This is a genomic window from Gordonibacter massiliensis (ex Traore et al. 2017) (assembly GCF_019731765.1).
Lineage (GTDB): Bacteria > Actinomycetota > Coriobacteriia > Coriobacteriales > Eggerthellaceae > Gordonibacter > Gordonibacter massiliensis.
Genome location: NZ_JAASIO010000004.1, coordinates 332,693 through 346,738, shown reverse-complemented (window position 1 = coordinate 346,738; position 14,046 = coordinate 332,693). Strand labels below are relative to the sequence as shown.

General features: G+C 65.9%; 3 protein-coding genes. 1 reads left to right on the top strand and 2 read right to left on the bottom strand.

Annotation, left to right across the window (positions count from 1 at the left end):
- Positions 1 to 609: 609 nt before the first annotated feature.
- Positions 610 to 2,337 (bottom strand): arginine--tRNA ligase, encoded by a 1,728-nt coding sequence (gene argS / locus HCH03_RS07440; RefSeq protein ID WP_221688978.1) that lies wholly within the window; start codon positions 2,335 to 2,337, stop codon positions 610 to 612.
- A 224-nt stretch (positions 2,338 to 2,561) separates the two neighbouring features.
- Here argS and HCH03_RS07435 point away from each other — a divergent pair, with 224 nt between their 5' ends.
- Entirely contained in the window at positions 2,562 to 2,999 is a 438-nt protein-coding gene (locus HCH03_RS07435; RefSeq protein ID WP_221688977.1) for a GNAT family N-acetyltransferase, read from the top strand.
- Positions 3,000 to 3,177: 178 nt separating this feature from the next.
- Here HCH03_RS07435 and HCH03_RS07430 read toward each other — a convergent pair whose 3' ends face one another.
- Positions 3,178 to 12,957 (bottom strand): SpaA isopeptide-forming pilin-related protein, encoded by a 9,780-nt coding sequence (locus tag HCH03_RS07430; RefSeq protein WP_221688976.1) that lies wholly within the window; start codon positions 12,955 to 12,957, stop codon positions 3,178 to 3,180.
- Positions 12,958 to 14,046: the final 1,089 nt, after the last annotated feature.

Below are 14,046 nucleotides of genomic sequence, written 5' to 3'. Positions count from 1 at the left end.
GAGACGATGCCCAGCCCGTCCGGCCGGACGGGCTGGGTGCCTTTTGCCTATTGACGAATCATCGGTCATATGAAACCACCGTTGACATGCACCCAGCAGGGTCGTCATCCTGAGCATGCAACAGTCCGCCGGACTGTCGAATGCTTCGCTCGCTCAGGATGACAGTGCGCCGGCTTGCGTAATATCAATGCTGGTTTAACGTAGAGTTCTGGGCCGTTGGCGCAAAAATCACCGACGCCCCCTTTTCCGCAGTGTCTGCAGGGAGATCGTGCTGTTTTTTGCAACTTGCGACCTGCGAAAACACGCTCAATGCGCGAAGTAAGACGCACCGAGAAGCTTTTGGACGCATTTCGAGAGGGGGACATCGGTGATTTTTGCACACGCACGCGCCTACCTCCATGTCAAACCGCCACGGGATGGTTCCAGGGGGAGGCTGATCGTGCAGGAAGGCTTGAAACTGCCCGGTGCAAGGGCGATTTGCGGCATAGAAGCACGGGATAGCCATTCTTTAGCGTTATGGGACGCAAGAAGCTCGAGGCTGTTCACATGAAAAGGCCGCCCGGCTCGATGCCGGGCGGCCTTTGTTGAGGCGCTTTTGCTTTCCGCAGCTTACATCTTGGCGGGAGCGGTGACGCCCAGCAGGTCCAGCGTTTTGGCAAGGACGATACGGGTGGCGTCCACCAGGGCCAGGCGGGCGTTCTTCACGCTCTCCTCCTCGCCGATGACGTGGCAGTTCGTGTAGAACGAGTGGAACAGCGACGCCAGGTCCTGCGCGTAGTGCGTCAGGCGGAACGCGGCGCGGTCGCGGGCGGCCTGGGCCACGAGCGGGCCGAAGTCGTCCATCTTGCGCATGAGGGCGAGCTCGGACTCGTGCGTGAGCGGGCTCAGGTCCACGTTCGCCGGGATCACTTTCGCAGCCAGCTCGTCCATGGACATGTCGCCGGCCTCGGCGGCTGCGGCGTCGGCCGAGTCGGCCGCCTTGCGCAGGATGGAGCAAATGCGCGCGTGCGCGTACTGCACGTAGTACACCGGGTTCGACGCGTCCTTCTTCTTCGCCACCTCGATGTCGAAGTCGATGGGCTGGTCGGAGGACTTCGCCAGCATGAGGTAGCGAGTCGCGTCCACGCCCACCTCGTCGATGAGCTCCTCGAACGTGATCATCTCGCCCGTGCGCTTGGACATGCGCACGGCCTCGCCGTCGCGGAACAGGTTCACCAGCTGGCCGAGCATGATCTCCAGCGCGCCGGGCCAGCCCCACGCGGCCAGCATGGCCTCGCAGCGGGCGATGTAGCCGTGGTGGTCGGCGCCCCAGATATTGATGAGGTGATCGAAGCCGCGCTCCATCTTGTTGTAGTGGTACGCCACGTCGCTCATGAAGTACGTCATCTCGCCGTTGGCCTTGATGAGCACACGGTCCTTCTCGTCGTCGAACGCGCTCGACTTGAACCAGGTGGCGCCGTCCTTGACGTAGATGTAGCCCTTCTCGTCCATGGCCTCGAGGCTGCGGTCGACCGCGCTCTTGCCCGTCTCGTCGGGCACGTACAGGCTGCGCTCGGAAAACCAGCACTCGAACGTGGTGCCGAAGCGCTCGGTCACGCGATGCTGCTCGGCCAGCTCGTAGGCGTAGGCGCGCTCGCGGAAGTTCTCCATGCGCTCCTTCGGGTCGGCGTCGAGCCACGCATCTCCGTCCTCGTCGATGATGGCCTGCGCGATGTCCTTCACGTAGGAGCCGGCGTAGCACGCCTCGGGCATCTCCACGTCGCGGCCCAGCAGCTGCTGGTAGCGCACGGCCACCGACTCGCCGAAGTTGTCCATCTGCGTGCCGGCGTCGTTGATGTAGAACTCCTCGAACACGTCGTAACCCGCATGGCGCATGACGCGCGCCGTGGCGTCGCCGAGCGCGGCCCAGCGGCCGTGGCCCACGTGCAGGGGGCCGGTGGGGTTCGCCGAGATGTACTCGAGGTTGATCTTGCGCTCGCCCTCGGGGATCGTGCCGCGGCCGAAGTCGCCCTTCTCGGCGCGCGCCGTGGCCACGACGCCCTGCAGGACGGCGTTGGCCAAGCGGATGTTGATGAAGCCGGGGCCGGCGATGTCCACCGAGGCGACCAGGTCGTTCTCGGGAAGGTGGTCGACTATGGTCTGGGCGATCTCGCGGGGGTTCTTCTTGGCCTGCTTGGCGGAGCGCATGGCCACGGTGGAGGCCCAGTCGCCGTTGCTCTCGTCGCGCGGACGTTCCAGCGCCGCTTCGGGAGCCTGCTCGAGCTCGAGCGATCCGTCCTCGCACGCGGCCGCGACGGCTGCGTCGATCAGCTGTTCAAGTTGTTCGCGAATTTGCATGGTGAGCGTCTTTCCTGTTCGATAGTCCAAACGGTTGCATATCGGACGATTTTACCACCTTTTCCCCACACGGGGGGCCGCGCGCTCCCAACGTCCGGACGGCGTGGCTCGTTATGCAGAAAACGCACACACGACCTCGGACAAGGCCCGCCGCCTTGCGCAGGTTCGCCCGCCTGCGCGCCTTGTGGTATCGTGGACGCCGACACCCACGGGAAAGGACGTTCATGGAATACCGGTTCGAGCAAGGGAACTTCGCGGACGCGCGCGTCGTGCGCACCCGCGTGTTCATGGAGGAGCAGGGGTTCGCCAACGAGTTCGACGACGTCGACGAGGATCCGCGCACCGTCCACGTGACCATGTACGACGCCGACGGGGCGCTCGTGGGCTGCGCGCGGACGTTCCCCGACCCCGATCATACGGACGAGCCGGGCCGTTGGGTGTTCGGGCGCCTGGCGGTGCTGCCCGAGGCGCGCCACGGCGGACGCGGTGCGGCGCTGCTGGCCGAGTCCGAGCGCCTGGCACGGGCGGCCGGCGCCGTGGAGATGCACCTGCACGCCCAGTGCCGCGTCACCTCGTTCTACGAGCGCGTGGGCTACGAGCAGTACGGCCCCGTGGAGCTCGACGAGCACGTGGAGCACATCTGGATGAGGAAAACGCTCTGAGTCTTGTCCCCCTTGCCCTCGGATGGGCGGAAGCCGTGCGGCGCTCCTCGCACACTTCGCGAAAGCTCGTCGTACCGCACGGCTTCCGCCCACCCGAGGGCAAGGGGCGCGACACAGATCTTGTGGATGAGGGAGAAGAGATGGAAGGAGGGAGGGGTTTTGTTCCCCTCCCTCCTTTTTAGTTGCGGTTGCGGCGGCGGATTATGATCGCTGCCGCGATGGCTATCGCGGCAGCGACGGCGGCGCCGACGATGACGGGGATGAACGGCGCCCAAGGGTCGCCGGTGCGAACGGCGGGATGCGCGGCCGCTTTGACGGGCGCCGGGACGCGCTGGTCCGTCATCTCCACGCGCTGGACGTGGTCTTCGCCGGGTGCGACGCGGGGATTCTCGACGGTGAACGTCACGTCGTCGGCCTTCAGGTAGCCGGACGGGGGCTCGAGCTCCTGCAGGCGGTACGTCTTTCCCGCCGCAAGCTCGCCCTCGATCGTTCGGCCCTCGCTCGACGAGGACGTCCACGGCTCCCCCACGGCGACGCCGGCCTGGTCGACCACTTGCAGCTTGGCGCCGGCCAGCAGGTTGCCCTCGGGGTCCTTCTTCTCGAGCAGCACCGTCACCTGGGGTTCGTTCCACACGATGACGCCGTCCTCGTCGATCTTGGCCGTGCCCGAGCCGTCATCGAACGCGACGACCTTCGGCACGCCGTCGTCGCCCAACGCGAACGTGACGGACACGGGGTTCTTCGACACCAGGCATCCGTCGGGAGCCTCGAGCTCGCAGATCACGTACTCCTGATCCATGACGACGCCTTCGAACGCCAGGTGCCCGTCGGCGTCGGTGACGGCCTTCGCGATGAGCTGCAGGCCGCCTGCGAGCGCCGGGTCGGCCGAAGCCCGCGCGGGAGCGCGCTTGTAAAGCCCGTACGTGGAACCGGGCAGCACCTTGCCCTCGTCGGTTTCCGACACCTTCTTGAGGTGGATGTCGGCGCGGTGCACGTCGTTCACCACCTGGGTCAGCACGCCGTCCCCGCCTACGGGGGCGAAGCGCTCGATGGTGCCGTCCGCCGCGATAACCAGCTCGTAGACCGCGCCGTCCGACACGCGGCCGTCGGGAACCGTCGTCTCGTGCACGTAGTAGGTGCCGGCGGGAATCCTGTCGAACCTCACCTGTCCGTCGACGCTCGTCGCCGCGTCGACGGGTTGCGCGAGGGACGGATCGCAGTAGATCGTGAACTCCGCGTCCTCGAGCGGCCGCAGGGCTGCGGGGTCTTCGGCCCCCAGGCTCGGGTCCGAACAGCTCTCAACGTACTGCTCCACCTTCGCGAAGCCGAACTCGATGGGGTCGTTGCGCACCGCGCCCAGATCGACGGACGGCGTTTGATCGGCGTTGGCGCTTCCGACAGAGAACGCGAGCTTGTCGCCGAGCACCCGGTAGCCATCGGCCCTCGTCTCCTGCAGGTAGTAGTCTCCCCAGGTCAGCCCTGCGATATCGAGCACGCCCGAAGCTGCCGGCGCACCTGCGGCATCGCCGGGCGACGTGTACGCATAGCCGGTCTTGAACGTGCCGAGCGCCGTGCCGGGGTCTGCGGCGTCGTAGAGCTCGAACTCCACGTCGTCGAGCGCGGCGTTCGTCTCCGCGTCGACCTTCTGCAGCGAAACCGAGCCGAGCTTGCGCTCGTTGGCCACGTTGCCGTCGCGGTACAGCGCGTTCTCCACGCTCAGGCGGTACTTGTCGACCGTGGCTTGCCCGACGTTCTCGCGCAGCTCGAGCTCCTCGCCCTGGAAGTCGGCCGTGTTCTCCACCGTGAACGTGGCGGTATAGGGGTTGTCGGCGTCCAGCGCGTAGCCCGGCGCCGCCTGCGTCTCCTGGACGCGGTACGTCCCCTTCTCCGTCAGCGCGAACGCCACCATGCCGAACTCGTTCGTGGAGACGGACGGCCCCACGGCGACGAACCCGCCCGCGCCGTCCGACTTCGACAAGGCGAACTGGGCGCCCGCCAGCGGCTCGCCGCTGGTTTCGTCGACCTTGCACACCGACACGGACGAATGGAAGCTCGCGTTGTCCACGAGCACGTCCACCGTAGTGCCGTGCTGCGCCTCGCCGACGGAGAACGTTCGGTGCGTCCGGTCGATCACCGCGTCGTCGGGCGCAGCGGTTTCCACGAAGTAATAGCTTCCCTCGGGAAGGCCCTCCACCCGTATCTTGCCGTCCGGGTCGGTTGCGAGCCCGCTTCGCAGCGCGCTGGGAGCCCCCTGCTGGTAGAGGTCGAACACGACGCCCTCGAGCGGTCCCGCTCCGTCGCGGGTCTTGGTCAGCTCGACGTCCGCCTTGACGGCCACGTTGCGCAGCGAAAGCCGCAGGCCGTCGGAGGACACGCTGGCGGCGGGCGAGCCGTCCCGCAGATCGGGATTGCCCGTCACCTCGATGGCGCCCGCGTCGTTCAGCTTGAACGTTACGGCGTCGGACCAGGTGAGATAACTGCTCAGGCGATCGGACTCCGTCAGCGTGTACGTTTCGCCCACGATGAGCTCACCTGCGAATTCGCGGGGATCCGTCCCCGACGTCCAGGAAACGTCGGAGTCGGCGGTGCCGGCGAACCGGCCCGAAAACTTCAGATGCGCGCCGGCGAGCGGGCTGCCCCCGTCGTCGGTCTTGGCGATGGACACCTGCGTCTTGGCGTTGCCGACGGACCCGAGGTCGATGCCGGAAGCGGCGTTGCCCGCATCGATAGCGAACGTGTCGGAATAAGGCGCGTCGCCAAGCCGATAGCCGTCGGGCGCCTTCGTCTCCGCGATGGCGTAGGAACCCCAGGCGAGGTCGCTCGCGCTCAACGTGCCGTCGGGGCCGGTCGTGTACGTGACCGCGCTGCCGTCGGGGCCGGTCAGCTCGAACTCGGCTCCCCCGAGCCCCACGGCCGTGCCCTCCTCCACCTTGGTCAGCGTCATCGAGCCGGGAATGCGCGTGTTCGTGACGCCCGCGCCGGTCCAGGTGCCGCCCGTTTTGGTCACCACGACGCCGGGCGCCGCCGTGTCCTCGTTGACCTCGACCGTCTTGCCGCTGTCGCCTTCCGCCAATTCGAACGTGGCCGAGAAGGCGTCGCGGTAGCCCACCGGCACCGTCGTCTCGGTCAAGGTGTAGACGCCCTTTTTCAGGTTGGAGGCGGCGAATCTTCCGTCCGCGCTCGTCAAGACGGTGTTCGCGACGGAACCGCCGCTTGCGGGCTGGTAGGACAGCGTGAACTCCGCGCCCGCCAGCGCCTCGCCGCTCGTGCCGTCCAGCTTGTCCAGCACCAGCGACGCCGAGAACGGGGCGTTGACGGCGGACACGGCAACCGGCGTGCCCGTGGCGCGGTAGTCGTCGGCGTTCGTGACGGAGAAATCCCAATGCCGGGCGTCGAGCACGGTGTCGTCGGTGGCCTTGGTTTCCACGAAGTAGTAGTCGCCTACCTCGAGGCCGTCGCTCAGCGGAGGTGCGGCGGTCGCGGAGCTCCATGTTCCGGACGCGCCGATCGCAAGGTGCTCGGCCAGCAGCGTGCCGTCGCCCTTGCACAGGCTGAACTCGGTGCCGCGAACCGTGCCCGGCGCACCGCCTTCGATGGTCTTGGTCAGCTCCACCTGGGCCTTCGCAAGGCGGTCTTTCATGGTGATCGTGATGCCGTCGGCCACGCTGCCCGAAACCGCGCCGAGCGTCGTGCTTTCGATGGACCCGTCGGGTTTGAGCGTGAACGGTATGTCGGCCGCCGTGGCGTAAACCGCCGGCGTCTTCGTCTCTTTGAGCACGTAGCTGCCGGCAGGCAGGCCGAGCAGCTCGTTGTTCGGCCCCACGCTCAGCATCGGCCAGGACACCGTCGCGCTCACGTCGCCGGAGGCGCTGCGCTTCCACGTAGCCAATGCATAATCGTACGAGGACGCGCTGGCTTGGAATACCGACAACTCCACATCGTTCACAGGCATGCCCGTATCGGCGTCGACTTTGTCCAACTTGAAGGCGGTCAGCCTGTTGGGCACGACCTTCCTGCCACCCACGTCGTCGCCCACCTCGTACACCTGGTTCGGAGCATCGGCCGCCACCGTGACAACGTAGCTGTTTTGGTTCAAAGCATAGCCGAGAGCCGGAGCCGTCTCCACCACGGTGTAGGTTCCCGCCGGAACATTCGGGAACACCGCCTGGCCTTTCTCCACCGGCGTGGAGTGGGGGTTGCCGTTCGAGTCGTTCCAAGACACCGTGCCGTTTTGAGAGGCCGACATGACGGTCTTCGTATACAGGGTGTTCGACGCCGTGGCGCCGAACAGCATGAACGAGGCGTTGGGCAGCGGCTGATCGAGCGCGCCGTTCACCTCCCCCGTCTTATTGACGACCACCGCAGCGCAGAGCGGGGTGTTGATCATCGTGCCGGTCCCGTAGACGGAAACGACGTGCCACGAGGCGTTCGCCCCCACGGTTTGCCAGGTATAGCGGTTCGAGCCGTCGGCCTCGACGGTGAACGCGGGGGTGTTCGCGGCACCGCCCTGCGGCAGCACGAAGTCGTCGTGCGTGGCCACCTCTTTGAAGTAGTAGCTGCCCGGAGCGAGGCCGTTGCCGATCGGCTCGCCGGTGAAGTCGTTGACGAGGGACGAGCCCTTGGTCGTCACCGTGCCGTCCGCACCGCTCGAAAAACTGCCGCTCCGGTTCACCTTCACGTCGTCGCTTCCATCGCCCGCTGCGCCCACTCGGTACAGGTCGAACCGCACGTCCTTCAGCGGAGTGCCGTTATCGTCGGTCTTCTCGAACGAGGCGTGGCCCACGATGCGCTCGTTGCGCATGGTGACGGTTCTGGAGCCGGCGCTCGCCGCGTTGCCATAGGCTGTGTTCGCATCGAGCCCGGCGGGGTTGTGCAGGTCGAGCACCGTCATCTTGCCGAATTCGTCGATTGAGAACTCGATGCAGGCAAGGACGCCCGGCTCCAACGCGCCGTCGCTCACGGCCAGGTGGCCGCCGGGAACCTCCGTCTCGACAAAGCGGTACGTCGCGTCGCGCGCCACCGTAACGGACTTGTCGGCACCGGCGGCCGTTTCGTACGCTTCGACCGTTTCCCACGAAGAGCCGTTCAGCCTCTGCAGTTCGACCTTGGCCCCCTGCACGCGAACGCCGAACTGGTCGAGCTTCGCCAGCTTGACGGGAGCGGTGCCGTCCGACACCTTGATGGCTTTCCCGTCGACGGCGCCCGGACCGGACAGGACGCGCGCCTTGCCGTACGCGTCGACCGAGAACTTCACGTCTTGGAATTTGACGAGCTGCAGATCGTCGGGCGCCCGGTCTTCGGCCAGTACGTACGTGCCGGCAGGCAGCCCGGCCAAACTCCAGGTGAACGTCTGGGTGTCGAGGTCGGTCACCGTCGCGGTGAACGAACTGCCGTCGAAGGGGCTCTTGGCGATGTCCGACCCCTTGTTGCCAGCCGCATCGGTCTCGTACACCGAAAGCACCGCACCGGTGAGCGAGGTGCCGCTCGGCGAGGTCTTCACCACTTCGAGCGCCGTCTTCTCGTTGTCGATCGTCGAGGTGTCGACGCCGGTGCCGCGCGGATCGTAGTTCACGCCCCACACGTCGCTGCCCTGGTCGTCCATCCCGTACGTGACTTCGAAGTACTTCATGCCCTCATAGGCCGCGTAGCCGTCCTGGGGGCTCGTCTCCTCCAACGCGTAGCAGCCCCACGGCAGGCCCGCAATTTTGACCGATCCGTCCGCCGCCTTGCTCGCAACGACCCCGTCCGGCGAGGCATCGCGATCGAACGCGTACGCGCCGTCGCCGCCCGTCAGGCCCACCGGCACCTTCTTGGCGTTGCCGTAGCCGTCCGGATAGAGCCAGAGCTTGAACTCGGACACGGGGTTGGCTATGTTGCCGGGGCTGTCGAACGTCTTGCTGACCTCGACCAGCCCGTCGGTCGTCTTGCGCGCGTTCGTCACCGCGACGTCCTTCGCGTTCGCCTTTCCGGCGTCGCCCGTCGTCAGGTTGCCCTCGAGCACCTGGCCGCTGTAGCCGACCGGAGCCGACGTTTCTTTGTAGTAGTACGTCGTGTTCGCGGCCAAACCGTAGAACGGGACGGTGCCGTCGTCGCGCGACACGCCCGTCTTGAACAGCTGGGTGAACGCCGGATCCTTGTACAGCTCGAACACCACGCCCTTGAGCGGTTGCTGGGCGCCGCCGAACTCGTCTTGCTTCACCAGCCTGAGAAGCGCCGTCGCATCGAGCCAGCCCCAGGAATCCACCTTCACTTCCGTGAAGGCGGTGTCCTCGCCGCGCTTCTGGCCGTCGACCGAGAGCACGGCGTGGTTGCTCACCCCGCCCCCGTCGACCAGGCCCACGACGTTCGTGCGGTACTCCAGCACGTAGGACTCGCTGCCGTTCGGCAGGCTCACCTCGAACTGGGTCTTGCCGTCGTCCGAAAGCGACATGCCCACGGTGCAGCCCAGCACCTCGCCGCCGTGGTCGCTGGCAATGGAGCCGTCCGCGTTGTGCTTCGCGTAGTACACCTTCACCGACGCGTAATCGAGCTCGAGCGAGTCGGGCAGCACGTCGGTGACCTTCGCGTCGTGCAGCTCGCTGCCGAGCGCGTTGATCTGGACGGTCCACACGATGTACGAGGGATCGGAGTCGGTTCCCTTCGCGAACGAGCCGCTCTTGCCCACCACGTCGTTCGCGAAGCTGCCCGTTTCGCTATCGGTGGTGAAGTCGACGCTGCAGGCGTTGCCGCCGTCGAAGTTCGCGTCGGACGCCCAAGCGGTGTTCTTCGTCGCGACCGTGCAGCCGTCGTGCTCGATGAGCTTGGCCTTGCCCGCTGCGTTCAGCTTCACCGTGAGCTCGATCTCGTAGGTCGACGACGTGGCCCCGAAATGGGCGCTGAACTTCTTGCCCGCGAAGCCCCAAGTCCCGTTGCCGCCACCGCTCGAGACGGGCACGCCGTCCCTTGTCACCGAGACCCCTTCCACGTCCCAGTCGGAGACGTCGAGGGTGCCCGCGACCGAACCGCCTGCATCGAGGATGTCGCTCGCAAGGGCTCCCAGGTCGTCTTCGATCTCCAACCCGGCGCAGTCCATCTTGCTCGCGTTGACCGTGAGCTTGAAGCGCAGCAGGCTGTCGCTCGTGCCGGGCGCGGATCCGTCGACCGCCTCGAACGAGGCCGTCTTCTGCAGGAACGTGTTGGGGAACGCCTTGCTCGCGTTGTCGTAGGCGTTGAAGGGCGCGCGGCCGCTTTTCTGCACCTCGAGGTGCGCCGCGTTCGCGTACGTGTGGTTCTGCGCGTTCTCGTGCAAGTAGTTCACGGCCTTCGTGTCCAGCGTGACGACGATCTCGCCGATGCGTTGGGCGTAGCCTCCGTCGTCTTTGGCGGGATCGATCGACACCGACAGCTTGGTGGTGGGCACGCCTCCAACCGCGAAGGCGTCCTCCGAAACGATGCACTTGTCCGTGATGTCCTCGCCGCCGCACCACACGGCCAGGGAACCGGGCTCGTAGGTTTGGTCGGCTCGAACGGTGCCGCCCGCGGCGGTGTAGGTTCCCAGCGCGTAGCCCGATCCGTTCCACGACGCGCCGATCACGTCCTCGATCACCCAGCCGTCGTAGCCGTCCGTGCGCGTGGAGGGCATGATGGACCACGAGACGACGCCCGTCCGCGGATCGGCGCCCGTCGCCTCCTTGCTCACGTAGGCCACCTGGAAGTCCGTGCCGATGGCCGGCATCCGGTGCTCGAACGAGGGTCCCGGCCCCGTGCCGATCGGCCAGCGGCCGTCGAGCGTGGCCGCGTTCTGGAAGTTCAGGTCGGCGTCCTTCTGCTCGTCGTCCACCAGGTTGATGGCGGCGTCGAACGAGATGCGATGCGCCTCGGCCAACAGGTCGTTCGTGGCGGCGTTCTTGAAATGGACCTCGATCGTGGGAAGGCCGTCGGTTTGCAGGTAGGTGACGTAGGTCGTGCTCTCGTCGGGCACCGGAAGGGACGTGTGCGCCTCGAGGGCGACCCCGTCGACGGTCACCCAGTAGCGGCCCTGCTCGTCGGCCTTCAGCGTGGCGAAGTTGCCCGCGTCGTCGCGGCCGAGCGCGTCGGTGACCACGGCGTCGTAGATGCTGCCGCTTCCGTCCTCGTTCACCGCGATGTCGTAGTGGATGGTGTTCGCGTCCAGCTGCGAGCCGTGCTTGGTGAGCGAGGGCGTGTCGACCGGGACGCGGTCGCTCGAGGTTTCGGCCGCGGGTACGCTCACCCTGCCCTTCTGCGACGGCAGCGTCGCCTCGTTCGTGGCGGCGAACCCGCCTTCGCTCGCCCGCTTCAGAGCCTCTTCGGTCAGGCTCGTCGTCACTTCGATGGTTTGGGGAGCCGCGAGCGCGCTGTCGGCTGGGAATGCGCCAACGAGGCGCCCGTCTTCTTCGGAAAAGGCAAATTCCTCGCCCTGCACCGTCGCCCGGTCCAAGACCAGGCCCTCGCCCAGTGTGTCGATCACGTTCACGCCGGCCAGCGGAACGCCGGGGGTGTCCTTGCCCACCACGATGCTCCACGTGATGGTGGAATCCTGCTTGTTGAACGCGCCGGTTTTCTCGATACCGCCCAGCAAAGGCGTCTTCGGCGGCGCGACGATGGTGAGCTTGCTGCCCCCGTCGCCCTGCAGATCGAGGTCAATGTCGGAGGGGTTCTCGTCGTCGAGGCCGTCGGCGTTGAGCCTGAACTCGCACTCGCACCCGCCCCTGATGTTCTGGTTGCCCTCGTCGAGGTTGACAGCCTGCGAGAACGTCACCGTCACCACGTTGTTCACGATGGAGTATTCGCCCAGCTCGACGCCGTTTTGGGCGGTGATCTTGCCCGCCGCGTCCGTGACGGTGAAATACCGCGAGTCGAGCGTGTAGCGGTAGAAATCGCCCGCCTCGATGTTGCGGCCCTCGTCGTCCTTCAAAATGGAGAAGTCGATGCGCATGTTGAGCGTGTCAATGGACTCGAGCGGAGTGGAGGACAGGTCGACGGTCTGGTTGCCCTGCGCGTCGGTGACGATGTCGATGGGATGCACGACGCCGTTCTTGTCCCGGTAGGTAAGGGACCCGGCCGCGAGCTTGAGCTGGTTCGTGTCCTTTGTCACGTCGCTGCCGGCCTCGAGGGCGGCAGCCGGCGCGGGAATCGCGCGCTCGGCGGCTTGCGGCTCCGCGGCGCCGCTCGAAGCGGGAAGCGCCACGTCGACGGACGCGCGGGCCTCGAACGAGCTCGCCGCACGATCGCCGGACGCATTCGGGACGGAGAGCTTGGCGGTCGCGGTGACGGTCACGGGCTCGCCCGTAGCCTTTTCGCGCAGGGCGTCGTTCGGAACGGCGACGACGGTGACGACGCAGGGCGCTGCGACGGAAGCGCCGGGATCAACGGCGCGCGCCGTGGCGAGCGCTTCCGACAGGGGAAGCGCGACCGCCCCGTCGGCCGCTTCGACGGCCAAGGGCTCGCGGGTCTCCGGATGGCGCAAGGCGCTTGCCACGTCGACTCCATCGGAGGCGCCGCCCAGGTACACGGCCGCTAGGTCGAGCTGGCTTTCGTCGTAAATCCACGTCAACTCACTGTTCGAAAGATCGGCTCCCGGCGAGTCCGCGCCCAGCTCGATCGTCCAAACAATCCGGCCCGACGCCTGGTCGAATAAGCCCGCGTGCGCGATCCCCGACGCGCTCGCAGGTGTCGGCGAGACGTCAGCCGGTTCGCGTTCGGTCGACGCGGGTTTGTCGAACGATAACGATTCGGTTGACGGGGCGTTATCGACGCCGTCCTCGACTGTGGTACCCTCTTCTTCGAACGGTTCGACGGCTTTCTCAAGCTCCCCCGCCGTTGCGACCAGCCCGTCTCCCTGCTCGGGCACGTCGTCGGCCATAGCGAAAAGCGGCTGGCAGACGGCGTTGTTGCAGGTGAAAATAAGGGCGAACGCCAAAAAGAGCGAAAGAGCGCGACGCATTCTTTCCTTGTGCATGGGATTCCCTCCTGTTGCGCCTGGGCATGGGTGAACCCAAGCGATCTCGCGCGTTCATTTTTGCGCACCCCTTCTGCCGATCGCATCCATGCAAGGGAGCGTTAGAGGCTCGTTGGTCATTCGTTGACGTACCGTTGATCTCCCGAATACTGGCTGGTCCCGCGCCGGCGCATGTCGTCAGAAAACGGCACCGATGCGATAGGCTCACGCGAGGAAGGCGAATCCGAGCCCGCCTTCCCCTCGACGCCGCGCGACCCTCACATCGCGCCAGGCACTCCCAAACCGTGTTCTGGGGCGCATTTTACGCCACCCCCCGTTGCATTAATATTGATTCAAAATATATTGAATGCCTGATCAGGAGTTTATTTTTCCTTGACAAGCGCCTGCGGTACCGCTCTGCCCGTGCACCTTCGCGCCGCGCGCCACGTCAGCATCGGCGTCCGCCGCACGTGCACGCGCCGTGCGTTCGCCGCAAGCCCCGCCGCCCTCGCAGCCCATCGCGCCGGTCGGGCAGCAGCCCGCCCTACGGCGCCCCCTTCCTGTGGGCGTTCCCGCGCGAGGCTTCCCCGTTCGAGCAGCCGCGATAGCGCAAAATCACCCTTATGAACGATTATTCGGCCTCGTTTCCGGCTGGACGCAGCATTATCCCAGGTCGCGTATTTCAACAAAGGTAAAGAATCGTTCATAACGATAATTTTGCGCTAGGCTAACCGACGTCTTCGACGCACCAGCACGGGGCCGCTCTCCGTACAAAAATCACCGATGTCCCCGTGCCGCATCGCTCTGCGCGGCAGCGTTGGAATTTTCCGAAGCACGTGAACTGGGAAAACGCTCGGGACAAACGATAAGCAAGGAGGAAAACGAGCGCATCTCGCTTCGTTCAAGGGGGATATCGGTGATTTTTGCACCATACGAATGCCATCCGCTGTTAAACCACCGTTGACATTATGCAAGCCAGCGCTTTGTCATCCTGAGCGAAGCGAACGCAGTGAGCGCAGTCGAAGGATCCCGTGCGGTGGCAACCGAAAGCGCGTTAGGGTTGCACCCCACCGGATCCATAGAATCGCTACGCTAGCGCAGGAAGACAAC

Coding starts and splice junctions, on each gene's coding strand:
- argS (WP_221688978.1), bottom strand. CDS start 2,337: ATGCAAATTCGCGAACAACTTGAACAGCTGATCGACGCAGCCGTCGCG.
- HCH03_RS07430 (WP_221688976.1), bottom strand. CDS start 12,957: ATGCACAAGGAAAGAATGCGTCGCGCTCTTTCGCTCTTTTTGGCGTTC.
- HCH03_RS07435 (WP_221688977.1), top strand. CDS start 2,562: ATGGAATACCGGTTCGAGCAAGGGAACTTCGCGGACGCGCGCGTCGTG.